Origin of the sequence: Symbiopectobacterium purcellii, assembly GCF_019797845.1 — a bacterium.
In the GTDB taxonomy this organism is placed as follows: domain Bacteria; phylum Pseudomonadota; class Gammaproteobacteria; order Enterobacterales; family Enterobacteriaceae; genus Symbiopectobacterium; species Symbiopectobacterium purcellii.
Genome location: NZ_CP081864.1, coordinates 3,148,352 through 3,174,000, shown reverse-complemented (window position 1 = coordinate 3,174,000; position 25,649 = coordinate 3,148,352). Strand labels below are relative to the sequence as shown.

Here is a 25,649-nt window from a genome sequence, read left to right as displayed (position 1 = left end):
TCAACGCATCAAAGATATCGCTGCTGTTTAAGGAGTGTCAGGAATGTCATTCGATCCCACAGAGCACCCACATCGTCGTTACAACCCGCTGAGCGATGAATGGGTGTTGGTTTCTCCCCATCGCGCAAAACGCCCCTGGCAAGGCCAGCAGGATGAGCCGGACAGGCGTCTGCTACCGGCTCACGATCCGGATTGTTTTCTCTGTGCAGGTAATCGCCCCGTTACCGGCGAGGTGAACCCGAATTACACCCACACCCATGTGTTTCGCAACGATTTTTCAGCGCTGATGGAGCAAACCCCCGCGTTGGCGGCAAGCGATGATCCGTTGTTTCAAACGCAAAGCGTGCAAGGCACCAGTCGCGTTATCTGCTTCTCCCCTGACCACAGCAAAACGTTGCCGGAACTCTCGCTGGCTGCGTTGGCGCACGTGGTTACGGCCTGGTGCGAACAAACAAACCTACTGGGAAAAGCGTATCCGTGGGTTCAGGTGTTTGAAAACAAAGGCGCGATGATGGGATGTTCTAACCCGCATCCGCATGGGCAAGTGTGGGCCAACAGTTTTTTACCCACCGATATCGCCAAAGAAGACGGGCAGCAGCGCGCCTATTTCGACCGTCATGGCACGCCATTATTGCTGGATTATGCCCAACGCGAACAGGCCGAGCAGGTGCGCTGTGTGGTGGAAACGGAACACTGGCTGGCGGTCGTACCCTATTGGGCCGCCTGGCCGTTTGAAACGCTGCTGCTGCCGCGCTGTGCGGTGCAGCAGTTGCCGCAACTGACTGCCGCACAGCGTAGTGATTTGTGTCTGGCACTGAAAAAGCTGACCAGCCGTTACGATAATCTGTTTCAGTGCGCGTTTCCCTATTCCATGGGCTGGCACGGTGCGCCGTTTATTGAAGGCGATAACGCCCACTGGCAACTGCATGCGCATTTCTACCCGCCGCTGTTACGTTCGGCCAGCGTACGGAAATTTATGGTGGGCTACGAGATGCTGGCGGAGCCACAGCGTGATTTGACGCCGGAACAGGCGGCGGAGCGCTTGCGCAGCGTAAGCGATATTCATTTTCGGCAACAGCATGAGGTGAACGATGGGACGAATTAACAGCGTGCGGCAACAGGTGGATGCCGTGTTCAACGCCACCTTTGGCTATGCGCCTGCGGTGCAGGTGCAGGCGCCCGGGCGCGTCAATCTGATCGGTGAGCACACGGATTACAACGATGGGTTTGTGTTGCCCTGCGCCATCGATTACCACACGGTAATTGCTGCCGCCCCGCGTGCCGACAGCCTGGTTCGGGTGGTGGCCGTCAACATGGAAGAGCAGCAGGACAGCTTTGACTTAATGCAGACGATTGAACCGCATCCACAGTATCTCTGGCCGAACTATATTCGCGGCGTGGATATGGTCATTGCCGGAAACGTGCCAACCGGTGCTGGGCTCAGTTCCTCAGCCTCGCTGGAAGTGGCGGTCGGGCAGGTGTTTAAAACGCTCTATGCGTTACCGCTCAGCCCGTTGGATCTGGCGCTGAACGGCCAGCAGGCAGAAAACCACTTTGTCGGCTGTAACTGCGGCATCATGGATCAGTTTATTTCCGCGCAGGGCGTTGCGGGTCATGCGTTGCTGATTGACTGTCGTTCATTGCAAGGCACGGCGGTGCCGATCCCTCAGGGCTTGGATGTGCTGATCATTAACTCTAACGTGCGGCGCGGGCTGGTGGACAGCGAATACAACACCCGGCGCGCGCAGTGTGAGGCGGCCGCACGGCATTTTGGTGTGAAAGCGCTACGTGATGTCTCACTGACACAGTTTGAAGCCAACCGTGCGGGGCTGGATCCGGTCGTGGCGCAGCGCGCACGCCACATCGTTACCGAAAACCAGCGCACGCTGGAAGCCGCTGCGGCGCTTACGGCGGGCGATATCCCGCGTCTTTCCCGTCTGATGGCGGAATCGCACCACTCAATGCGGGACGATTTTGCCATTACGGTGCCGCCCATCGACACGCTGGTTGCGCTGATTGACGACTATATCGGTGAGCGCGGCGGGGTACGGATGACCGGCGGCGGTTTCGGCGGCTGTGTCGTCGCCTTGTTGCCCTCCGCGTTAACGGCAGAGGTGTGTGAGCGGGTGGCGCGGGAATATCCGGCCCGCACCGGCTTGCCGCCTACGCTTCACATCTGCCAGCCGTCGGCAGGGGCAGGGGTGTTGCTTGCATCAGGGCAGTAAAAATAGGGTCGCCAGCCCGAGGAAGATAAAAAAGCCGCCGGTATCGGTGATTGCAGTAATCATCACGCTGGAGCCGATGGCGGGATCGCGGCCCAGTTTTACCATCGCCAACGGGATAGTTACCCCCATGGTGGCGGCCAGCAGCAGGTTAAGCATGATAGCCAACATCATGACACCGCCCATGGCGATGTTGCCATAGAGCAGCACGGTGATGACGGCGAGCGCGGCACCCCACACCAGACCATTGACAACGGCAACGCCCAACTCTTTGAACAGCAAGGTCGATTTTTTGCCGTGATCCAACTGATGCAGCGCCAGCGCGCGCACGATCATGGTGATGGTTTGGTTGCCGGTATTGCCGCCGATACCCGCGACAATCGGCATCAACGTTGCCAACGCCACCAGATGCGCCAGCGTGTCTTCGAACAAGCCAATCACCCTCGATGCGATCAAGGCGGTGCAGAGGTTGATAGCCAGCCAGCCCGAGCGGTTTTTTACCGCGGTGGCTACCGGCGCATAGACATCTTCTGACGCCGTCAACCCACCGGAGCGGCGCAGATGGTGATCGCTGGTACGGTTGACCCGGTCCAGAATATCTTCCACGGTGACGCGTCCCAACAGCTTGCCTTTGCTGTCGACAACGGCGGCGGAAATCAGATCGTAGCGTTCGAATGCGCTGGCGACATCATCAGTTTCCGTTTCCGGTTCGAACAGGATCGGTTCAGGATCCATGGCCTGCTCAACCCGTGTGTTTGGCTTGTGTAGCAGAATATTGGTCAGCGTGAGCTCACCCAGCAGGCGGTTTTTACGATCGGTGACAAACTGTTTGTCGGTAGCGTCGGGGATCACCTTATGCCAACGCAGAAAACGTTGTACTACGGCCAGCGTAACGTCCGGTCGTACCGTCAGCAGATTGAAATCAACCAGATAACCGACAGAATCTTCATCGTACTGGATGGTTTCGCGCAGTTGCGCCCGTTGGCGCGGTTCCAGTGCGGTAAGAATACGGCCTAGCAGGTGGCGCGGCAGACGTCGCGCTAACTGCGCCTGCTCATCGATATCCAGCGGGCGAATGGCGCGCAGGATATCTTTGTCACTCATCTGGGCGATAAGGCCATCAGAAATGCTGTCAGAAGCCTCATACAGCACAAAGCCACGCTTATCGAGCGGTGTCAGGCACCACAGCGCCTGTCGCGCTTCGGGCGGCAGCGATTCCAGCAGATCGGCAAGGTCAGCAGCATGCAATTCGGTAAGCAGCGTACAGATCTCGGCGGTGTGATCGAGAAGCCGCTTTTTTTCATCCTCAGCAACCGGGGGCTGCTGGGTAATGATGCTTTCCACCAGCGGTGGATCGTCCAGCAACAACAAGGAAATGCGGCGGCGAATGGCCGAGAGCTTTTTGACGCTTGGCATGATCGTTTTTCTCAGTGATTATCACGTTCACGTGCTAGAAATCGAGCGTTGTCAGTGTCTTTTACGGTGGATAGTCAGACAACGCTAATGCCTTTTCGTGGGGGGGGCGCCCTTATCCTTTGCGTACCCGTGCAGCCAGCCCTTTCAGAAAATAGCGTATAACCTGATCGCCGCAGGTGCGATAGTTTTTGTGGTCAGGTGCGCGCATCATTGCGGTAATTTCCGGCAGTGAAATGCGAAAATTTTGTGTCAGCAAAATTGCCTGAATATCATCCGTTTTTAGAGAGAAAGCGACACGCAGTTTTTTCAGGATAATGTTATTGGTCACTTTGCGTTCAAACTGCGGCGCAGGCTGTTTTTCATCTTGACCGCGTTTTTGCAGAATCAGCCCAGTCAGGAAATAACTCATCACGATGTCCGGGCAAGGCTGGTAGCCTTCCTCTCCCTCTTTTTTGACGTAGCTCGTCAACTGCTGGGGAGGGACGGTCATTTCCACCAGCGCCAGAATCTTTAGCAGGTGGTCATTATTGAAATTCAGCATATAGCGCACGCTGCGCAGGACATCATTGTTCATCATTACCGGTTTATTCTCGCCATTCGTTTTATTTATTGTTGGAGAGTATACCCTAAATAATTCGCGTTGCAGGAAGGCGGCAAGTGAGCGAACCCCGATGAGCTTACTCAGGTAAGTGATTCGGGTGAGTGAACGCAGCCAACACACCGGCAACGTGAAGTATGACGGGTAGATAAGGGATCGCGGAAGTTATGACACTGAAGTGTTAAAAGAGGTGTGCGATACTTTTTATTAACGCGCGAGCGCTACTCTTTTTTAACGAAGGGAAGCGTAGGGTTGACCGGTGATGATTTCAGCGTTTGTTCGATACGTTGTTGTTTATCTTGATGATGGAAAAAGGCACTGACGGAGGAGTAAGCGAAACGGCCTACAAGGATAAAGAAACTGATCAGGAGAATCGCTTGCGCAATTCGCGAACCGCTTCGTCTCTCTCGGGACGATCGTCGCTTGTGGGATAAGGTTGCCAGGGTGGTTCGTCGCTTGTGTATCAGGGTAGCCATTATTATCACTCTCGTATCCGCGCTTATGCGCTGTTTCTATTTATTCATAATTGATGAAGTTGGTCAATCCTTCGACTTACTTTTGTGATCCTGATGGATTTCGCCGAGCGCGGCGTGGTGAACATTTGGGGTTTCTGTGCCATACATAATAAATCGGCGCAACGCCGGTCATTGATACCGACACTAAGAATAAGCCTTGCTTATCGACGCAGATGGGCGGACGTGATGTTGGTCGTTTGACACAGTAAACCAGCCCTTAAATGGAATACGGAGCGGCTTCCAATGCAGATACTTCACCGCATTTCGATACGTAATAAATTCCTCCTCGCGCTGTTACCTATGGTGCTGGCATTGCTGTGGCTCAGCGCATTGGGAATGAATGAGCGCCGTCAGACAGAACGTGAAATGAACCGGATGGAAAAGCAGATCCAGTTAGCGCGAGATGCGGGAGAGTTAGTGCACCAACTGCAACGGGAGCGCGGGATGAGCGCCGGTTATTTTGGCAGCCAGGGCAACGCTTTTGGCCCCGAGTTGCAGACGCAGCGCCAGGAAACGGATAAAGCTGCTACCGCTTTTCAGCAACGTTATCGCGACATAGATACCACCTGGCTCGGCGGCGAAGTGGCTAAAAACTTCACCCAGGTGGCCGATTCGCTCAAGACGCTGGACTCGCTCAGAGGTCAGGTAAACAGCATGTCGATACCGGTAAATACTGCGCTGAGTGCCTATACCGAAAAAGTGACGGCGCTGTTGGAAGGGATTGGACTGATGGCGCAGTTGGTGCGCGATGCAGGGATCACCCAGCAAATTACCGCGTATTACAGCCTGCTGAATGCCAAGGAACAGGCTGGGATTGAGCGCGCGGTGTTGGCTAACGTATTTTCTGCCAATCGTTTTGGCGAGGGGATGTTTGTGCGCCTGAACCAATTGGTGGGACGCGGCGATGCCTATATTGCCAGCTTCAGAACCCTGGCATCAGCAACACTGCGTCAGGCGTTTGACCGTGCGATAAGTTCCAGTCAAGCGCAAGACGCGCAGGCACTGCGCCAACGGGCGATTGGCGCACCGCAAGGAGAATGGAATATCGATGGTGCGCAATGGTTTTCGTTGCAAACACAGAAAATCGAACAGCTTAAAAGTATCGAAGAACAGGCGGTGACAACGCTGTTGAGCGATGTCCAGCGCTTGTCTGCGAGCGCAATGCGGGCTTGGATTATCTACCTGAGCGGCACGCTACTGGCGATCGGGCTGGCGCTGGCGCTGGCGGCGATGATCATGCGTAGCATCAATCGGCAGTTGCAGGATACCTTAACCACCATCGCCGAAATGGGTGGTGACTTGACGCAGCGCCTATCGGTGCCAGGAACAGATGAACTGTCACGGCTTAACAGTGCCTATAACCAATCGCTGGAGAGCATCGCGAATCTGGTGACGAAAATCAAAAACAGCGCCACGACCATCGGAAGGGCGAGCAATGAGATTGCCTACGGCAATCACAATCTGGCGCAACGCACGGAGCAGCAGGCGGCATCGCTGGTGGAAACTGCCAGCAGCATGGAGCAAATCACCGCCACCGTGCAGCAGACCGCCGATTTCGCAGCCCAGGCGCGGGAACTGACCACCACGGTTGATGATCGGGTGCGCAATATTGGTGATATTACCTCGTCTGCCCGCGACGCCATGAGCAAGATCCAGCAAACCAGCCAACGGGTGACCGAGATTGTCACCGGTATCGATGCTATCGCGTTTCAAACCAACCTGCTGGCGCTCAATGCGGCGGTGGAAGCGGCCCGCGCGGGAGAGCACGGGCGCGGCTTTGCGGTGGTGGCAACGGAGGTGCGCCAACTGTCGCAGCGTAGCGTCGATGAAGCCAATAAAATTCGTGCACTGATTGCTGACAGCCTTTCCAGCGTGGAGGAGGGCAGTGCGCTGGTATCACAATCTCATCGCGGGTTAAATGAGATTATCGATGGCACCAGCAAAGTAAAAGCGCTGGTGGGGGACATCGCCATCGCGGCGGGTGAGCAATCGCTGGGGATCGCCCAGATCAACGTAGCATTGAGCCAGTTGGAGCAGGTCACACAGCAGAATGCCACGTTGGTGGCTGAAGCCTCGACGGCGAGTCAGATGCTGGATGGACAAGTGGCGGGCATGACGGAGTTGGTCGGGCGTTTTCGCGTAGAACCTTCCGAACCGGTTGTTAAAAATACGCCGTTTCTGCTGGCAGACGCCTAGTGTTGGGAAAAAACATGCGCTCCTAAAGGGAGCGCATGGGGTTAGTTCGCTTCTTCTATCAGCAATTTCCAGCCAGTCACGTCCAGCCAATACGCCTGCTCTGCTTCCAGATCGAGCTGTACCAAGGCGTTTTGGGCGAAATAGCCCTGTGGAAAGGTGAGCGTCCAGTGGTTGTCATCGGTGCTCAAGCGCAGCGAATCTGGCGGGGTAGTTGCCTGACGCTGGTTATTGAGCAGGCTTGCCAGTCGCAGAATATGCACCATCGGCAAATACTGCTTTTTCTTGAACAGGTTAAAACGCGGCAGTTCTTCCAGCTTGATGGCCTTGCGCTGCAAACGCACCATCAATGACAGCATCAACTGCTGCTCCTGATTAAAGCCGGGCAGGTTGGTATTTTGCAGAATATAGGCGGAATGGCGCTGCATGCCCGCGTGGTTGATGCTCAGGCCCACCTCGTGCAGCATGGCCGCCCATTTCAGGATGGCTTCTAACTGTGGATGTACCAACGACGGGTTTTGCGCTGCCCACTGAGTAAACAACAGCTCGGTGGTTTCCCGTACCCGACGTGCTTGTTCCCTGTCGATATTGTAGTGGCTGGCCAGACTGAGCGCGGTGCGGATACGAATATCCTGATGGCGGAAACGGCCTTCCATTTCATACAGCACCCCTTCGCGCAGGGCACCGTCCGACAGGCGCAGCGATTTGATCGCCAGTGCATCGAAAACCCCGCACAGAATCGCCAGTCCGGGGACCAACACGGATTGCCGGTCTTCCGACATGCCCGGTAAACTCAGGGATTTGAAGGTTTTAAACTGCAAAATCTGATCGCGTAGCATATTGAGCCGGTCCAGGGTGATCAGACCGTCTTTCTCACCCATTTCTACCAGAATTTCATGGGCGGATTTGATGGTGCCGGAGGCACCCAGCGCATAGTCCCAGCCATAAATGCGGTATTCCCAGGAGAGCGTTTCCAGCTTTTGTACCGCCGCCAGACGTGCGCGCCGGAAATTCTGTTCGCTTATTTCACCGTTCGGGAAAAATTGCTGTGCAAAGCTGACACAGCCCATCCGGCGGCTTTCGACCAGTATTGGCTCAAAATTTTCCCCGATAACCAACTCGGTGGAGCCGCCGCCGATGTCGATCACCAGCTTGCGCCCTTTCTCTGGCTGAGTGTGCTCCACGCCCATAAATATCAGGCGCGCTTCTTCATGGCCGGAAATGATCTCGATGGGATAAGGAATAATGTCGGCCGCGCGGCGCAAGAAGGTCTGCGCGTTGGCGGCTTCACGTAGCGCATGGGTGCCTACGATGGAAACATTGTCAGGCGAAAAGCCTTGCAGTCGCTCAGCAAACAGTGCCAGGCAGCTTAAGCCGCGCTCCATCGCCTCTTCGCTCAGCATGTTGTTGCTGTCAAGGCCATCAGCCAGGTGTACCCGCTGTTTTAGGCGGCTTAACACTTGCAATGCACCGTTGACCACACGGGCAACCACCATATGGAAACTGTTGGAGCCAAGGTCAACCGCGGCGAATTCCTGCGGTGTTTCTTTATCGGTATCGGTTTGTATCAGGGGCATTTTTCTTGCCTATTCGTCGGGTTGCTCAAGGGCCTTGAGGTACTCGTAAATGGCCGTCTGCGCGCGGACTTTACGCCGGTTGCCGCGTGCAACATAGCGATTACTCAGCTCTTTATCAATAATACGTGCTTTAACCGTATCGCTGAACAGCAAATCCAACGTGTCCAATATCTGCTTTTTCAGCGCCGGGTCGAGGATTTCTGCGGCCACCTCGATTCGATAATCGATATTACGTGTCATCCAGTCCGCAGAAGAGATATACACCTTGCAGTCTCCTCCATTATGGAACACATACACCCGATCGTGCTCAAGATAGCGATCTAAAATGCTAATGACTTGAATATTGTCGCTGATGCCGGGCAGCGAAGGGATCAGCGAACACATACCGCGCACCAACAGGTTGATCTTCACCCCTGCGGCGGAGGCTTCGTACAGTTTTTCGGCCAGATCTTTATCAACCAGATTGTTGACCTTAAGGGTAATCACCGCAGGAAGGTTGTTTTGCGCGTGGGTGATTTCGCGATCGATCAGTTTGTGCAAACGGGCGCGTGAGTTCTGCGGCGACACCAGTAAATACTCGAAGCTGACCGGGCGGTAAGGGTTCTCGATAAAGTTAAACACGCTGCGCACTTCATTGGTGATACGCTCATCGGCGGTCAACAGTGAGTAATCGGTATAAAGCCGGGCGGTTTTTTCGTTAAAGTTGCCGGTACCGATGTGGGCGTAACGCACGATGTTTTCCCCTTCACGGCGGGAAATCAGGAACAGCTTGGCGTGAATTTTCAGCCCCGGCACCGAGAAAATCACGTGCACACCGGCTTCCGTCAGACGCTTGGCCCACTGGATATTCGCCTCTTCATCAAAGCGCGCCTGCAATTCCACCACCACGGTCACTTTTTTACCGTTATGTGCCGCGTGAATCATCGCATTAATGATGCGCGAATCTTTTGCCACGCGGTAAATATTGATTTTGATCGACAGCACGCTGGGGTCGAACGAGGCCTGACGCAGCAGTTCCAGCACGTGCTCGAAGGTGTGATAGGGGTAGTAAAGCAACACATCGCGCTCGCGAATGGCATCAAACCCGTTACGGAAATGGCTAAAACGGGTATGGCGCAGTCGTGGCAACGCTTTGTTTTCCAGGTTCGGGCGGCCCACGTTGGGGAAACTGATAAAGTCTTTAAAGTTGTGGTAACGTCCGCCGGGAATGATGGAATCGTAGGATGAGATCCCCAATTTTTGCATCAGCATATCCACCATCGCATCCGGCATGTCGCGCTGATAGACGAAGCGCACTGGCTCGGCGGTCAGTCGCTGTTTCAGGCTGGAAGACATCAATTCCAGCAGGCTGGATTCCATTTCCGTGACCAGATCGTACTCCGCATCACGCGTCATTTTCATGGAATAGGCGTTGAGCGCGTCGTAGTCAAAGAAACCTCTGAAGATATCATCCAGGCAGTAGCGCAGAATGTTATCCAGCAAAATCATGGTTTTTTTTCTGCGCGATGATTCTGATGGCAGGTTAATGAAACGCGGTACCTTGTCGGACGGGATCTCCAGCAGCGCATAGCGGATCTCATTGCCGCGAATAATCTCTACCGCCAGATAGGTGTAATCATCTTTTAAAAACTCCACCAGATCGGTTTCTGGTAGAATAAGAATCGGCGTGATGTGCTTGCGCAGGTTCTGGCGGAAATAGTCGCGCAGCCACTCCTGCTGGAGCGGGGAGACCTGACGCTCATTCACCAGAAAAATGTGATTGCGCGCCATTTCCAACAGCAGTTCGTTATACAGATTATCGAACACCTGATCGGTTTTCATAACGCGTGCCTGAATTTTACCCAGCAAATGGCGTAAACCACCGGCGGAGCCTTGTTCCTCATTGATCAGAATCCGTCTTTTAAGATCGGCGAAGCGCACTTTGTAAAATTCATCGAGGTTGTTGGAGTAGATGCCCAAAAAGCGCATGCGCTCAATCAACGGATTACTCTGATCCGCTGCCTCTTGCAACACGCGTTCGTTGAAGGATAACCAACTTAGTTCTTTCTCGATAAAGAGCTTGTCCTGACTCATTGTGACTCCGTTAAATCGTTTACTGACGGTGCACCCACTCTCTACACGCCAATGATGGCGGATTTATGACGGCGTGGCGCTATATTGTTCTTTGCAAACCATTTTTTATGCGGCGCCGTCGCATTGCTGAAGCATTACGGTTATTTCGTTCACAAAATGACCTGAATGTCGCGCCCGGTGGGGAGGCGCATTAAAATCGTTCTTACAGAACGTCTTACCATTGTCATATTATGAGCGTAAAGGCAACATATGCTACCCCGATTTCATCATGGGGATGAGAAAAGCAATCCGCCGCGGTGCTTGAGGTAATCTCCATCGTGCGGGATGGGCGACGCAGGGCTTTTTGTTCGCCATTCACTAACAGAACCTGATGGGCGGTGTAGGGATAATGGCAGAAACAGACAGCAGATTTGCCTATCAGGATGCCCGACGGCGGCGTCTGGATCGCATAACGCAGCACATCGTAGTAGGCAGTGGCCTGCTGGTGATGATGGCGCTGGTGCTGATTTTTTTCTACCTGCTGTACGTGGTTGCACCGCTGTTTGTTTCCCCCTCGGTGACACAGTACGCCGCGTCGCCGCGCGTGGCATCGGAATCGTCCGCGGCAGTCGGGATCAGCGATGACGGTTCCTTAGGGTATCGCATTGATCAACAGGGTTTTGGCGAATTTATGGTGTTTGCTGGCGGGCAATCTCTGCCGCGCACCGCACTGAGCGTCACGCCCATTACCCGTGCCGTTGCCTTCGGCGAAGGGCGGCCGCATTACGCGCTGCTTTCTGCCACGGGTCACATCACGATTGTCGCCCCCTTTATTCCGCTTGCCGGTAATGCTCAGCCAGCCTGGCGTTATCCGTTTGGCAAGATGCCCCTGCCGTTGACGACAGATGGCACACCGCTTCGCCATCTGGCGCTGGCGCTGCGCGAAACCGCACCGCCGATGGCCGATAACGCTGCCGCCACGGTGGTGGACGTAGCCGCCGTGTGGGTGACGCAGGATAACCGTTTGACCATAGGCCGCATTTCTGCTGACGGTGTGCAACGCGTCGCCAGTGTGGCACTCGGCGATACGCCGGTTGACGACCTGGCGCTGACCCCCCGTGGCGATGTTATCTACAGCGTAAGCGGTAACCAACTGACTACCTGGCGCATCCGTGGTGAGGCAGTGACACTTTCTGGTACCGCGACGCTGCCCACTGCCGGGCCGTGGCGGCTGGCGTTGCTGTCTGGCGGCTATTCGCTGTTGGTGTACAGCGAGGGTGGCAAAATATTTCAGTGGTTTGATGTGCCTGGCGCGGATGGCCTGCGCCTGACCGAGATTCGAGATTTCCCGCAGCGCGAAACACCAGGCATGCAACTGGTGCCGGAAGCCTCGCGTCGGGTATTTGCCACCCTGACGCCGCAGGGGGAGCTTTCGTTGTTTGCCAGCAAGCAGTCTGCCGCCGTGTTAACGCAGCAGGTTGCTGCACAGGCACTGCGCATGGTGTTTTCGGCGCACGGTAAAGCGCTACTGCTTGAGACGCCAACGCAATGGTATGCCTATCGTGTCGATAATCCATACCCCGATATCGGCTGGCGCGGCCTGTGGCAGCGCATTTGGTATGAGAACTACCCCCAGCCTGACTTTATCTGGCAGTCAACGGCAGCTGACGACAGCTATCAGGCCAAGTTCAGCCTGGTGCCACTGTTGGCTGGCTCGCTGAAGGCGGCGCTGTACGCCATGTTGTTCGCCACGCCGCTGGCGCTGGCTGCGGCAGTGTATACCGCCTGTTTTATGACGCCGGGTTTACGTCGTTGGGTGAAGCCAACGCTGGAAGTTATGGGCGCGCTCCCGACCGTGGTGGTGGGGTTGATTGCGGCACTCTGGCTCGCGCCGCACGTTGAAACCTACCTTTCCGCCATTCTGGCCTTGCCGCTGCTCTGTACCCTGGGTGTATTGGGCGTGGGGGCGCTGACGGCGCGCTGGCCGCGCGTTGCCCGTTGGATGCAAGGGCGCGAGGTGCTGCTATTGATGCCGGTACTGTTGCTGATCGTGCTTGGGGTTTGCTGGCTTGCCCCGGCGCTGGAAGTGAGTCTGTTCGGACAACCGCTGTTCCAGTGGATGGACGGCAATTTTGTGCAGCGCAATGCGCTGGTGGCGGGAATTGCTCTGGGTTTTGCGCTGATCCCGCTGATTTTCTCATTGGCGGAAGATGCCTTGTTCAATGTGCCCACACGGCTGAGTCAAGGCTCTTTGGCGCTGGGGGCGACCCCGTGGCAGACCTTGTGGCATGTGGTGCTACCTTCAGCCAGTGCCGGTATTTTTGCCGCATTGATGCTGAGTTTTGGCTGCGCCGTTGGCGAAACCATGATTGTGTTGATGGCAACGGGCAATACGCCGATTGTCGATGCGGGGCTGCTGCAAGGGTTGCGATCGCTGGCGGCCAATATCGCTATCGAAATGCCGGAGGCCGTGATGGGCAGCGGGCATTATCGCGTGCTGTTCCTCACCGCGCTGGTGTTGTTTATCTTTACCTTTGTGGTCAACACCTTGGCTGAAACTCTGCGTCAGCGGTTACGCCGACGTTACCGGGATGAGGGGGATCACGCATGACATCTCAATCGACCGTCCCTGAGGGGCAAACGCGCAGATGGTTTCGCAGCGGCACGCCCTGGGTATGGTTAACCGGTGCCGCCATTGGTGTCAGCCTGTTGGCGATGCTGGCCGTGGTGGTGATGTTGGCCTGGCAGGGGGGGCGCTATTTGTGGCCGCAACCGGTGTGGCAGTTCACGCTAACCGAGCAGGTGGCGGGGACACCGCGCGCGCTGCTGGGCGAAAGGTATGCCCACCAAACGCTGACCGTACACTCCGCATCAGCCGCCGCTGGCGATGACGTAGTGTCACGCTATCTGGTTAAAGTCGGAATGCGTGAGCGTTACGGGCAAAGTTTCCAGACGCTGCTTTCTTCGGAGATCACCGCGCGATCGCTGCCCGCCGATGTGATTGTGCTTAAGCGCGCACACAACGGGGTTGCCTACGGTTTTCTGGCCGGGATGCTGGAAGATGGTCAACCGTTGCTGGCCGAAGATCTGCCGGCAACGTTGCAGCGCCGTATCCAACTGGTACAGGGTTTTGTGAATAAAACGCAGCGCATCCGGCTGGTCGACATGCGCAAAATCAACCAACGGGTTGAGGCGCTGCGATTGGAGGAGAAACAAAAGCAGCGTACCGAGGCGTTGGATACTCAGACGCTGGCGCGATTTCAGGCTGAACGCGGTGAGTTGCAGCGTCGGTTTGATACGCTATCCGGGCAACTGGTGACGCTCAATCAGGACATCGACCGTAATCAGGTCCTGCTGCGTGATGCCGAAGGCACGCTGTATCGCATCCCACTTAAGGAGATTGAAGGCGCCTGGTTTCCCAATAGCATGAACAGATGGGATAAAGTGCGGCACTGGGGGCATGAAATGGCATACCTGCTCACCCATGATGCGCCGGACAATGCCAGCGGCCATCTTTTCCCAGCCATTTTTGGTACCGTGCTGATGGTTATCCTGATGTCGATTGTGGTGATGCCATTAGGGGTGATCGCTGCCATCTATCTCAATGAGTATGCCGGAAAAAATCATTTCACACGTTGGGTGCGTATCGCCGTTGCCAATCTGGCGGGCGTGCCATCGATTGTGTATGGCGTGTTTGGATTGGGCTTTTTTGTCTACCTGATGGGCGGAACGCTGGATAAGCTGTTTTATGCCGATGCGTTGCCCAATCCGACGTTTGGTACACCGGGGTTGCTGTGGGCATCGTTGACGCTGGCGCTGCTGACGTTGCCGGTGGTGATCGTAGCAACGGAAGAAGGGTTGGCACGCATCCCCATGTCGTTGCGCCACGGTTCTTTGGCGTTGGGAGCGACGCGGGCGGAAACCTTATGGCACGTGGTGTTGCCGATGGCGGTCCCCGCGATGTTGACCGGCCTGATCCTGGCGGTGGCGCGAGCTGCCGGTGAAACCGCGCCGCTGATGCTGGTGGGGGTGGTGAAGTCGGTGCCGGTGCTACCGGTGGATGATATTTTCCCCTATCTGCATCTGGAACGGAAATTCATGCATCTTGGCTTTCAGATTTATGATTTGGCGTTTCAAAGTGCGGACGTGGAAGCGGCGCGTCCGCTGGTGTATCTCACAGCGCTGTTGCTGGTGGTGATTGTGGTCGGATTGAACGTGGCGGCCATGGGCCTGCGCCACGTGTTGCGCGAAAAATACCGCGCGCTGACGTTGTGACGGGGATTCTCGTCTTGAAGCGATATTTCATTAGGAAAAGGCTATGCGAGTAACGAATCCCCTGCATGCATCACCGCTGCTGGATATCAGCCAACTGACCGATGAGCAGACGGCGCTGGAGGTGGACCATCTCAGCCTCTATTACGGCGAAAAACAGGCACTGAACGATATCTCTCTGCGCATTCCACAGCATCAGGTGACGGCGTTGATTGGCCCGTCCGGTTGCGGTAAATCGACGTTGCTGCGCTGCTTTAATCGCATGAACGATCTGGTGGAAAACTGCCGTATTGAAGGCGATATCCGACTGCGCGGCGTTTCCGTCAGCGATGCCCAGTGGGATGTCTCGGCGCTGCGGCGGCGGGTGGGTATGGTATTCCAGCGCCCCAATCCGTTTCCTAAATCCATCTATGACAACGTGGCGTACGGTCTGCGCCTGCAAGGTATCCGCGATCGACGCTTGCTGGACGAAACTGTAGAGAACGCGCTGCGTGCTGCGGCATTGTGGCATGAAGTGAAAGACCGGCTGGGCGATAACGCCCTGACGCTCTCCAGCGGACAGCAACAGCGCCTGGTGATTGCCCGGGCCATTGCGATTGAACCCGAAGTGTTACTGCTTGATGAACCGACCTCCGCGCTGGATCCTATCTCTACGCTGGTGATTGAAGAGCTGATGGGTGCCTTAAAACAGCGCTTCACGTTAGTGCTGGTGACACACAACATGCAGCAAGCGGCGCGGGTATCGGATTACACCGCCTTTATCCATCAGGGCAAACTGATTGAATACAATCATACCGATACGCTGTTTACTTCTCCCGTTCAGCGTAAAACGGAAGATTACATTACCGGACGCTTTGGCTGATGGTGCAGCAGAAAAAATCGTAAAAAAACCTGTCTTTTGTACGATTCTCCGTGCCATATGAAAAAGTGATGATAAAATGTGCGGAATTTAATCGGGCGCAGGTAAAGCTGTAATATGAAATTCAGCAGTATGAGTGAAGGCGACATTGTTGTTGAACTGTGCCGGAGAATCAAAGAAGCACGCATTCAGCAGCGGCTGTCGCAGGTTGATTTGGCCGAACGCGCCGGGTTGGGCATCGCTACCATCAAACGCGCGGAGTTGGGGGAATCGATAACCCTAAGCAGCCTGTTGTGCATTCTGCGCGGTTTGAACCGCCTACATCAGTTGGAAGGCGTGCTGTTTGATGCGGATGTCTCCGCCTTCCATGCGCAAATCAGCGGAGAAAAACAGCGCACGCCGATGCGCATTCGCAAGAAAGCCTTGGCGTTCCCGCCGCAAGCCCACAGTGCGCCCGCCGCAGTAAAACCGGTCACGAACAGCACGGTGGACTGGTACATCTCGGCGGCGGAAAACAACATTATCTGGTCACGCCCTGAAAACGAGAAAAAGTCGTAAGGCGATGGCCTGTTGCTCTGGCATTCATCCGGCTGCCCCCGATTTTTCCTGTCTTTCGTGGCCATTCCGGCCTTTTCTTTGTCATTCCCGCGCAGGCGCTGAGGAATACCCAGAAAAAATAGCGTAAAGCATTATGCTTTTCATGCATTGAACTATTTGACGTTATAGCGCGTAAAAAAATAACACTGAGGGGAATGAGACCACAGGGTGAGCGGCAGGACGCCGCGAAAGTCAGCGCCGCGTCTGGAACACGTGGCTGGCGGCCCGTCGGTGGGCTTGGGCCCCGAAGGCACCGCGTAGCGGCGTTATTTCCCACGAAAAGCCAGGGGCCTCGGGGCGAGGGCGATTGAGCGGCCCGAGTCAGGCACGTGCGATGTACGAAGCAAATAACGGCGTGGGTTAACGCGCACGAAATATTCACTGCAACAATAAAAAGACGTGGTTTAGATTTGTGGGATATGCCTTAGCGCGAAAGCAGAGGTGAAGCTCGTTTCTTCTCACAGCGATCCCCGGCTGTCGCCGAGGATAACCTGAGTGTGTGAGCCGAGGACGATGAGACGCGACCAGACTATTCGCACAGCACCACTTTGATTGCCAGCCCACCGCGTGAGGTTTCGCGGTATTTGGCGTTCATGTCTTTCCCGGTTTCGTACATGGTTTCGATCACCTTATCCAATGAGACGCGCGGTTCGCTGGTGCGGCGCATCGCCATGCGTGCCGCGTTGATGGCCTTGACCGAGGCGATAGCATTGCGCTCGATACAAGGCACCTGTACCTGACCGGCCACCGGATCGCAGGTTAACCCCAGATTGTGTTCCATACCGATTTCCGCCGCGATGCACACCTGCTCAGGATTAGCCCCCAGCAGTTCCGCCAGTCCGGCTGCCGCCATGGAGCAGGCAACGCCGACTTCGCCCTGACAGCCGACTTCCGCCCCAGAGATGGAGGCGTTCATTTTATACAGCACGCCAATAGCGCCTGCCGCCAGAAAATAGCGCAGATAGGATTCCTGCGTCACCGGTTGAACAAACTGGTTATAGTAGGCCAGCACGGCGGGAATGATGCCGCATGCGCCGTTGGTCGGCGCCGTTACCACGCGACCACCGGCAGCGTTTTCTTCCGAGACCGCCATGGCGAACATGTTTACCCAGTCCATGGCATCCATCGGATCTTTAGAGAAGCGATCGTTGATAAACAGCAAACGGTGCAATGCCGAGGCGCGGCGCGGAACGCGCAGCGGACCGGGCAGAATACCTTCGGTGTTCATGCCGCGATGGATGGCGTTTTGCATGGTTTGCCACACATCGGCGAAGTAGTGCTCGATAGCTTCACGCCCGTGCAGGGCAATCTCATTTTTCATCACAATTGCCGACAGCGACAGGCAGTGGTCGTGGCAGTGTTGCAGCAGTTTTTGCGCGGAATAGAACGGGTAGGGCGCGGTCTCTTCTGTCACCAGTGCCTTGCCAAAATGCTCCTGATCGACAACAAAGCCGCCGCCGATAGAGTAATAGGTTTTGCTGTGCAGCAAGGTTTGCTGCTGGTAGGCGCGGATTGTCATGCCGTTTTCGTGCAGCGGCAGATTTTCCGCCTGAAAACGCAGCGCTGTTTCCAGCGGAAAGTTCACCTCATAGTCACCTCCCAACAGAGGCAGGCGCTGGGTCTCTTTTACGCGTTGAATAAACGCCGGAATGCCGTCGATGTCCACGCTGTCCGGCAGGTTTCCGGCCAGCCCCATAATGATGGCGATATCCGTGTGGTGCCCTTTACCGGTCAGGGAAAGCGAACCGTACACGTCCACCACGATATCGGTGACGGCGGTGATAAGCGACTGGCTGACCAACTCATCGGTAAACATTTTGCCTGCTTTCATCGGACCGACGGTATGCGAACTCGACGGCCCAATACCAATTTTAAAAATCTCGAATACGCTGACCATGGCGATTTCCTCGAACAAGATGCTGGCAACACCAAAAGATTGCCAACAGATTTCGTCATCAGGTATGCCGAGAGGCGGCCGGCAACCGATGCCGACCGTCTCCTGACAGTAGTGAGGGGGAACAGGGAAGCGGCCTCGTGCCGCTTCAGTGTGGATTAACGCAGGCTATAGACGATGGCGGTGATAGCGATCAGGCCCATCACGGTAACGAACACGTTGCTGATTTGCCCGCTGTATTGCTTCATTGCCGGGACTTTCTGAATGGCGTACATCGGCATCAGGAACAGCAAGCAGGCGATAACCGGACCGCCCAGCGTTTCAATCATGCCCAGAATACTGGGGTTGAGCGTGGCGACAATCCAGGTGGTCACCAGCATAAACAGCGCCGTGATGCGGTTCAGTTTAGCGTGCCCGATGGTTTTTCCGCGACTGCGCAGCGATTTGATTATCATCCCGTTAAAGCCTTCTCCCGCACCCAGGTAGTGGCCAAGGAATGATTTGGAGATAGCGATGGTGGCGATAACCGGTGCCAGATAGGCCATGACCGGGTTATTGAAGTGGTTTGCCAGGTAAGACAAAATGGAAATGTTTTGCGTTTTGGCTTCCATCAGTTCCGCAGGGGACAGGCTCAGTACACAACTGAACACGAAGAACATCACGGTCAGTACCATCATGATATGGCTGTAGGAGAGAATGCGGGAGCATTTTGGCTCAGCATCGTCACCATACTCTTTGCGCTTGGCAACGGCAAAAGAGGAGATGATGGGGGAATGGTTAAAGGAGAATACCATTACCGGGATCGCTAACCACAGGGTAGACAATAGTCCATTGCAGGTTACGCTGCTGGTGAATGAAATATTATCAAAAATCGCTAAATTCCAATGCGGAACTAAATAAAATGCCAGCAGCATCAAGACCATGACAAAAGGATAAACCAGAATGCTCATGGCTTTTACAATCATGGCTTCGCCAAAGCGAACGATAAACATCAGGCCTAGAATTAATACCAAAGACAACACTGCGCGCGGCGGAGACGGTAAATGGAGTTGGTGTGTGATAAAGCTGTCTACTGTATTGGTTATCGCTACGCTATAAACTAACAGGATAGGGTAAATAGCAAAAAAGTAGAGCAGTGTGATTAATTTCCCTGCACCGGCACCGAAATGTTCTTCAACCACTTCAGTAATATCTTCTCCCCCTTTTTTACCGGATAAAACAAATCGACACAGTGCGCGGTGTGAGTAATATGTCATCGGGAAAGCAATAATTGCCATAATTATCAATGGAATTAATCCACCAATACCGGCATTGATCGGCAGAAACAGCACGCCCGCTCCAATGGCTGTCCCGTAAAGCCCGAGCATCCAGACAGTGTCGCTTTTACGCCAACCAGATGCGGGTGCGATGATCGCACTGCTTTCTTGGATTGTGCTCATAATTGGTTCTCCTTGGTGAACACAGTTTGCAAATCGTGTCAATATTGGTAATGGCACCAATGTTGTATAAATAATAAACATCGATGCGTTTTTATAACGCAATCGCATGTTAGAGAGTCAATACTGATTGTGGCGGCATTCTATATTGAGGCGGTCAGCGAATAATATTGAGATGATCACAGAAATGAATTGACGTGTTTTAATTTTATCAAAATTCGACCATAAATAAAATATCAATGATGATACTTTACGTTATTTATTTATAAGGTCTCTTATTTGATACTTTAACTTAATTTTTATGCCAAATAATAACCAATAATACCGTTGCTAATAAATAACGTTAATTTACCCGCGATTAATAATAGCCCTAATAATCCAGATGTCACGCCAAAATAAGACCATATAAAATGTGTGTGTTTATGGGGCGCACACAAAATAGACGGGCACATTCGGGAATGCATTTCCCACCGACGTAATAGTCATACGGTGGGAAATGTACAGCGGTTAAAGCGTTGCTTGTGCCCACTGCAAGCCGGAGTGATAGGCTTCAGGTAACAGGGGGACGAGTGACTGCAACGTGTGTTGTAGCTGAGTGCGATCGCTGTGCGTCAGGTTCAGGTGGCCCACTTTACGCCCAGGCCGTACTTCTTTGTCGTACCAGTGCAGATGAACCAGCGGCAGTGCCAGCCAGGCAGAATTGACGTCAGTACCGATCAGATTGATCATGACGGATGGGGCATCAATGACCGGTTTCGGCAACGGCAGATCCAGAATGGCGCGCAGGTGCAGTTCAAACTGGCTGATGGATGCGCCATTTTGTGTCCAGTGGCCGCTGTTATGCACGCGGGGTGCTAATTCGTTGATCAGTAAACGATCGCCCACGATAAAGCACTCCATCGCCATCACACCGACGTAACCGAGCGCGTTCATGATGGCGGCCAGCATAGTTTCTGCCTGTTGCTGCATGCGCGCATCCGGCTGCGGCAGCGCAACGCTGGCTCGCAGAATGCCCTCTTCATGCAGATTGTGCGTCAGCGGATAAAACACACAGTGCCCATCCGTACTACGCGCACCTACCATCGATACTTCGCCGGAAAACGCGATGCCCTGTTCCACGATGCATTCGCCATAGCACTCTTGCGGCAGGGTCGCTGCGGTGTCATGGCGTAAGCGCCACTGACCACGACCGTCATAGCCGCCTACGCGACGTTTGACGATGGCTAACTCACCCAGTCGACTGAAGACGCCAGGCCACTCTTGCGCTGAAGCCAGCAACTGCCAGGGGGCGGTAGGCAACTGCAACGAATCCAGCAACTGTTTCTGTGTCAGACGATCGGCCAGTCTCGGAAAAATATCGCGGTTAACAAAGGCTGCGTGCTCTGCCAACTCGCGCGTCAATGCGGTTTCCGGCCAGCGTTCAATCTCGGCGGTGATGACTGCGTGATGAAACGGGACGGATTCCGGTTCTGCATCCAGCCCCACCGGGTATACGGCAATCCCCAGGGGTTCACCAGCCTGACGTAACATACGACCCAGTTGGCCGTTTCCTAATACGCAAACGGGTTTCATGCCTCCTCCCGCGGATCGGGATGCGCCAGCACCTCATCGGTTTGCTGTTGGCGCCAGTCGGCAAGGCTAACGGCCAACTCACTATCGTGCAGCGCCAGAATCTGTGCGGCGAGCAGGGCCGCATTGGCGGCCCCGGCTTTACCGATAGCCAGCGTACCGACCGGGATGCCACGCGGCATTTGCACAATGGAGTACAGGCTATCAACGCCACTTAACGCTGCACTCTGAACCGGCACACCCAGCACTGGCACCAGCGTTTTCGCTGCCAGCATACCGGGCAAGTGCGCTGCGCCGCCTGCGCCCGCAATGATCACATCAAACCCGTTTTGTGCGGCTTGCTCTGCAAAGCTAAACAGTTTGTCCGGCGTGCGGTGCGCTGAAACGACTTCGGTGTGAAAGGGAATAGCGAGTGTGGTGAGAATTTCCGCAGCAAACTGCATCGTAGCCCAGTCACTCTTTGAACCCATGACGATGGCAATTTTTGCCGGGGCAGCGTTGGATGACATGCCTGTAGTGCTCCTGTGATATGACGTATTGAGACGCATGGCTGCGTCGGCCAGAAAACAAACGGCGCTCTGGCTGGAGGGCGCAGATCATACCATGTGCGTTCGGGAAGGAAAACGGTTGCGTAGGGGCCAATCGCAGTATTATTGCCGTTATACCCGTCATACTTCAAGTTGCAGGTGCGTTGGCTTTCCTCGCTCACCCCAGTCACATACTTGAGTATGCTCCTGGGGGTTCACTGCGTTGCCGCCTTCCTGTAACTCGAATTATTTAGGGTATAATGTCATCACAGGTTTGCCACAAAAGGCATAAAAAAAACGAGGAAATCAGAAGGGAAAGGAAATCAATGCAGTATCGTCTGCAGTGACTTTTATCATCCATCCTTGCTCATGCCAGGCACCCAGCACTGCACGTTGTGCTTCGCCGCTTTGCGTCATGACCCTGTGCAGCGCCGGTCGATGAGTATGTCCATGAATCAAGGTGTTAACAGCGCACTTCCGTAAACACGCCTGTACCGCCTGCGGATTAACATCCATAATCTGCTGCGACTTATGCTGGTTTGCCTGCTGACTTGCCGCCCGCATTTTTGCCGCCACGTTGAGACGCAAACGCAAAGGTAAACGCAGGAACAGCCATTGGATGATGGGGTTGTGTACCCGGCGGCGATATTTCTGATAGGCCGCGTCGTCAATGCACAGGGTATCGCCGTGCATGATCAGGATTCGGCGTCCATAACATTCCACGACTTGCTCGGCGGGGAGCAGCGTCATGCCTGCCTGCGTGGCGAAATGCTTACCCAGCAGGAAGTCACGGTTGCCGTGAATGAAATAACAAGGGACACCGCGTTGCTGCAACTGATGCAGCGCGTCTGCGACGTTGGCATGCAGCGGTTGCGGATCGTCATCGCCGATCCAGGCATCGAACAGATCGCCCAGGATATAGAGCGCATCCGCTTGCTGGGCATCACGCGCCAGAAAACGCAGAAAACCGGCGGTGATCGCCGGTTCATGTACGTTCAGATGCAGGTCGGCAATAAACAGTGTTGCCATGCTGCTGCGATTACTCGCTGACAGTTACGTGGGTAATTACCACATCTTCTTTAGGAACGTCTTGATGCATGCCGCTGCGACCGGTTGACACGTCTTTGATCTTATCAACCACATCCATACCGTCGGTCACTTCGGCAAACACGCAATAGCCCCAGCCGTCAGCACGCTCTGAGCGGAAGTTAAGGAAATCGTTATCCACCAGGTTAATAAAGAACTGTGCGGTAGCGGAGTGCGGATCGTTGGTGCGTGCCATAGCCAGCGTGCCACGGGTGTTTTTCAGGCCGTTATTGGCCTCATTGGCGATAGGCGCTTCGGTGGATTTTTGCTGCATACCCGGTGCGAAACCGCCGCCCTGGATCATGAACCCATTGATCACACGGTGAAAGATGGTGTTGTCATAAAAGCCGTTACGGCAGTAGTTTTCGAAGTTTTCCACGGTAGCAGGCGCTTTGTCTGCAAACGTGTTAATGACGATGTCACCGAAGTTTGTATGTAATGTAATCATAATGAGTAAACCCTGATAACCAGAAGGATGAGACATCAGCTGCCAGGCAGCGCAGTCTGCACAAAGGCTGAATAACCAAGGCGCTCTTATAGCATAACTGGCTGCGTGAGTCAGTATGGCGAGGTAACTATTCGCCGGGTAAATGTGGACCGCTTGGTTAAAAAGTAACACAATGTCAATAAAATTGATAATATGTCACGCATTTGAATTATTTTATTGAATAAAAATTTTCTTGTTGTAGATCAAACATTACTTATTTGGGAGTAGGATTTGCAATCAAGTCAGATTAGTCTTAAATGATTCGTATTACTGAGTTTACTAACAATACTAACAGGTGAATAATGCTGGGCTTAATCAATCGTGTACTGGATAAACCCGATGCAGGCAAACTGCTGCTGCGTCTCGCTTTTGGCATTTTGTTGATTTTTCATGGATGGCACAAAATGGTCGATGGGGTAGGTGCCATCGCGGGGATGCTGACAAATGCGGGATTACCGACGTTTATCGCGTATGGTGTTTTTGCGGGTGAAGTCATTGCCCCTGTCTTATTGATTCTCGGCATTCTGACGCGTCCCTCTGCTTTAGTGGTTGCCGGCACCATGGTGGTTGAGCAATTCCTGGCAGCTCCGGCGGGCTTTGTTTCGTTGGCGAAAACCGGTGCCTGGGGCGCTGAGCCGACAGCGGTATTCTTCTTCGCTGCATTGGCTATCGCACTGTTGGGCAGCGGGAAATACTCCGTGATGAGTAACCCGAATTTGCGCTAACGCTTCTTCGGTTTGCGAGCAGTAATATGAGACCCGGCGCGCCATTGCCGGGTTTCTGTTTTTTTAATCCTTATCAATTATCTTCCTATTACGCAGTCTCAGTCTTGCAATAGCCCGAGGTTCAGGTTTCAATACGCTGCTTGGCTTGCTGAACCGCCTTAAGGCGTGGTTCCGTTTGCTGCACATACTCCACTTCTCCCGCGAATATCATGGAATGTTTTGATGTTAAAGATTTTTAATACGCTGAGTCGCCAAAAAGAGGAATTCAAACCCATTCATGCCGGGAACGTGGGCATGTATGTATGCGGCATTACCGTGTATGACCTGTGTCATATCGGTCACGGGCGTACTTTTGTGGCTTTCGATGTGGTTGCCAGGTATTTGCGTTATTTGGGTTACTCGCTCAACTATGTGCGCAACGTAACCGACATCGACGACAAAATCATCAAACGTGCCGCAGAGAATGGAGAAAGCTGCGAACAGCTGACCTCGCGCATGATCGCCGAAATGCACGCTGATTTTGATGCGTTAAACATTTTACGTCCCGATCTGGAGCCGCGTGCCACACACCATATCGCCGAAATTATTGAGCTGGTGGCGCAACTGATCGCGCGTAAACATGCCTATGTGGCTGACAACGGTGATGTGATGTTTTCTGTCGACAGTGCGCCGGGTTACGGCGTGCTTTCTCGCCAGGATCTGGAACAGCTGAAAGCGGGCGCACGCATCGAGATTGCGGAAGTGAAACGCAACCCGATGGATTTTGTGCTGTGGAAAATGTCCAAACCGGGCGAACCACACTGGACATCCCCGTGGGGCGAAGGGCGTCCCGGCTGGCACATCGAATGTTCCGCCATGAACTGCAAACAGCTCGGCGAGCACTTTGATATTCACGGGGGCGGTTCCGATCTGATGTTCCCGCACCATGAGAATGAAATTGCCCAGTCGACCTGCGCCCATGACGGTCCTTACGTCAACTACTGGATGCATTCCGGTATGGTGATGATCGATCGCGAGAAGATGTCTAAATCGCTCAACAACTTCTTTACCGTACGCGATGTGCTGAAATATTACGACGCCGAAACCGTACGCTACTTCCTGATGTCGGGTCATTATCGTAGTCAGTTGAATTACAGCGAAGAGAATCTGAAACAGGCGCGTGCCTCTTTAGAGCGCTTGTACACCGCGTTGCGCGGCACCGATCCGGCGGCGACGGCACAAGGTGGCGATGCGTTTGAAACACGTTTCCGCACGGCTATGGACGACGATTTTAATACGCCGGAAGCCTACTCGGTGGTGTTTGATATGGCGCGCGAGGTGAACCGTCTGAAAGCAGAAGATACGGTGGCAGCGGATGCGCTGGCCGCCGCGTTGCGCCATGTGGCGGGTATTCTGGGGCTGTTGGAACAAGACCCGGAAGCCTTCCTGCAAAGCGGTTCTCAAGCGGATGGTGATGAAGTGCAAGAGATCGAAGCCCTGATTCAGCAGCGTAATGACGCGCGTCAGGCCAAAGACTGGGCGCTGGCCGATGTAGCGCGTGCGCGCCTGACAGAGATGGGGATTGTGTTAGAAGACGGTCCGCAGGGTACTACATGGCGTCGCAAATAACGTTATTGCTAATGCT

The 25,649-nt window shown here is 54.3% G+C and carries 19 protein-coding genes; 9 read left to right on the top strand and 10 right to left on the bottom strand.

The features are described 5' to 3' along the window. Window positions 1–43 precede the first annotated feature (43 nt). Together galT and galK are read left to right on the top strand one after the other, a co-directional pair. Window positions 44–1,105, top strand: a complete 1,062-nt coding sequence (gene galT / locus K6K13_RS14915; RefSeq protein ID WP_222157701.1) for a galactose-1-phosphate uridylyltransferase — start codon at window positions 44–46, stop codon at window positions 1,103–1,105. Then, entirely contained in the window at window positions 1,092–2,225 is a 1,134-nt protein-coding gene (gene galK, locus K6K13_RS14910) for a galactokinase (RefSeq protein WP_222157700.1), read from the top strand. The genes galT and galK overlap by 14 nt, the downstream gene beginning before the upstream one ends. On the opposite strand, the gene mgtE is transcribed toward galK, so the two are convergent. Together mgtE and K6K13_RS14900 are read right to left on the bottom strand one after the other, a co-directional pair. After that, window positions 2,214–3,638 (bottom strand): magnesium transporter, encoded by a 1,425-nt coding sequence (mgtE, locus tag K6K13_RS14905; protein ID WP_222157699.1) that lies wholly within the window; start codon window positions 3,636–3,638, stop codon window positions 2,214–2,216. The genes galK and mgtE overlap by 12 nt on opposite strands. A gap of 112 nt (window positions 3,639–3,750) precedes the next feature. Further along, on the bottom strand, window positions 3,751–4,215 hold the full coding sequence (locus K6K13_RS14900) for a YehS family protein (RefSeq protein ID WP_222157698.1): 465 nt from the start codon (window positions 4,213–4,215) through the stop codon (window positions 3,751–3,753). 779 nt (window positions 4,216–4,994) lie between these two features. Here K6K13_RS14900 and K6K13_RS14895 point away from each other — a divergent pair. Continuing rightward, window positions 4,995–6,947, top strand: a complete 1,953-nt coding sequence (locus K6K13_RS14895; protein ID WP_222157697.1) for a methyl-accepting chemotaxis protein — start codon at window positions 4,995–4,997, stop codon at window positions 6,945–6,947. 41 nt (window positions 6,948–6,988) lie between these two features. Here K6K13_RS14895 and ppx read toward each other — a convergent pair whose 3' ends face one another. After that, complete coding sequence (gene ppx, locus K6K13_RS14890; protein WP_222157696.1) at window positions 6,989–8,521, bottom strand: exopolyphosphatase; 1,533 nt, start codon at window positions 8,519–8,521, stop codon at window positions 6,989–6,991. A 9-nt stretch (window positions 8,522–8,530) separates the two neighbouring features. Then, window positions 8,531–10,594, bottom strand: a complete 2,064-nt coding sequence (ppk1, locus tag K6K13_RS14885) for a polyphosphate kinase 1 (protein WP_222157695.1) — start codon at window positions 10,592–10,594, stop codon at window positions 8,531–8,533. Between the two features lie 388 nt (window positions 10,595–10,982). On the opposite strand from ppk1, the gene K6K13_RS14880 reads away from it, so the two are divergent. The 4 genes from K6K13_RS14880 to K6K13_RS14865 all read left to right on the top strand — a co-directional run bounded on the left by K6K13_RS14880 (window position 10,983) and on the right by K6K13_RS14865 (window position 16,262). Continuing rightward, window positions 10,983–13,184 (top strand): ABC transporter permease subunit, encoded by a 2,202-nt coding sequence (locus tag K6K13_RS14880; RefSeq protein WP_222157694.1) that lies wholly within the window; start codon window positions 10,983–10,985, stop codon window positions 13,182–13,184. Beyond that, complete coding sequence (gene pstA, locus K6K13_RS14875; protein WP_222157693.1) at window positions 13,181–14,848, top strand: phosphate ABC transporter permease PstA; 1,668 nt, start codon at window positions 13,181–13,183, stop codon at window positions 14,846–14,848. Before K6K13_RS14880 ends, pstA begins: the two co-directional genes overlap by 4 nt. 43 nt (window positions 14,849–14,891) lie before the next feature. Continuing rightward, complete coding sequence (pstB, locus tag K6K13_RS14870; RefSeq protein WP_222157692.1) at window positions 14,892–15,707, top strand: phosphate ABC transporter ATP-binding protein PstB; 816 nt, start codon at window positions 14,892–14,894, stop codon at window positions 15,705–15,707. Between the two features lie 114 nt (window positions 15,708–15,821). Further along, on the top strand, window positions 15,822–16,262 hold the full coding sequence (locus K6K13_RS14865; protein WP_222157691.1) for a helix-turn-helix domain-containing protein: 441 nt from the start codon (window positions 15,822–15,824) through the stop codon (window positions 16,260–16,262). Between the two features lie 568 nt (window positions 16,263–16,830). Here K6K13_RS14865 and K6K13_RS14860 read toward each other — a convergent pair. The 6 genes from K6K13_RS14860 to ppiB all read right to left on the bottom strand — a co-directional run bounded on the left by K6K13_RS14860 (window position 16,831) and on the right by ppiB (window position 23,261). Further along, on the bottom strand, window positions 16,831–18,198 hold the full coding sequence (locus tag K6K13_RS14860; RefSeq protein ID WP_222157690.1) for an L-serine ammonia-lyase: 1,368 nt from the start codon (window positions 18,196–18,198) through the stop codon (window positions 16,831–16,833). 155 nt (window positions 18,199–18,353) lie between these two features. After that, window positions 18,354–19,634, bottom strand: coding sequence for an HAAAP family serine/threonine permease (locus tag K6K13_RS14855; protein WP_222157689.1), 1,281 nt, complete (start codon window positions 19,632–19,634; stop codon window positions 18,354–18,356). Between the two features lie 504 nt (window positions 19,635–20,138). Then, complete coding sequence (purK, locus tag K6K13_RS14850) at window positions 20,139–21,203, bottom strand: 5-(carboxyamino)imidazole ribonucleotide synthase (RefSeq protein ID WP_222157688.1); 1,065 nt, start codon at window positions 21,201–21,203, stop codon at window positions 20,139–20,141. After that, the gene (purE, locus tag K6K13_RS14845; RefSeq protein WP_222157687.1) at window positions 21,200–21,709 is read right to left on the bottom strand and encodes a 5-(carboxyamino)imidazole ribonucleotide mutase; all 510 of its coding nucleotides are present in this window, start codon (window positions 21,707–21,709) and stop codon (window positions 21,200–21,202) included. Before purE ends, purK begins: the two co-directional genes overlap by 4 nt. Before the next feature lie 324 nt (window positions 21,710–22,033). After that, a complete protein-coding gene (locus K6K13_RS14840; RefSeq protein WP_222157686.1) occupies window positions 22,034–22,756 on the bottom strand; it encodes a UDP-2,3-diacylglucosamine diphosphatase in 723 nt (240 codons plus the stop codon). Window positions 22,757–22,766: 10 nt separating this feature from the next. Further along, entirely contained in the window at window positions 22,767–23,261 is a 495-nt protein-coding gene (gene ppiB / locus K6K13_RS14835; protein WP_222157685.1) for a peptidylprolyl isomerase B, read from the bottom strand. Between the two features lie 341 nt (window positions 23,262–23,602). On the opposite strand from ppiB, the gene K6K13_RS14830 reads away from it, so the two are divergent. Next, the gene (locus K6K13_RS14830) at window positions 23,603–24,025 is read left to right on the top strand and encodes a DoxX family protein (RefSeq protein ID WP_222157684.1); all 423 of its coding nucleotides are present in this window, start codon (window positions 23,603–23,605) and stop codon (window positions 24,023–24,025) included. Between the two features lie 222 nt (window positions 24,026–24,247). Continuing rightward, entirely contained in the window at window positions 24,248–25,633 is a 1,386-nt protein-coding gene (cysS, locus tag K6K13_RS14825) for a cysteine--tRNA ligase (protein ID WP_222157683.1), read from the top strand. Window positions 25,634–25,649 lie beyond the last annotated feature (16 nt).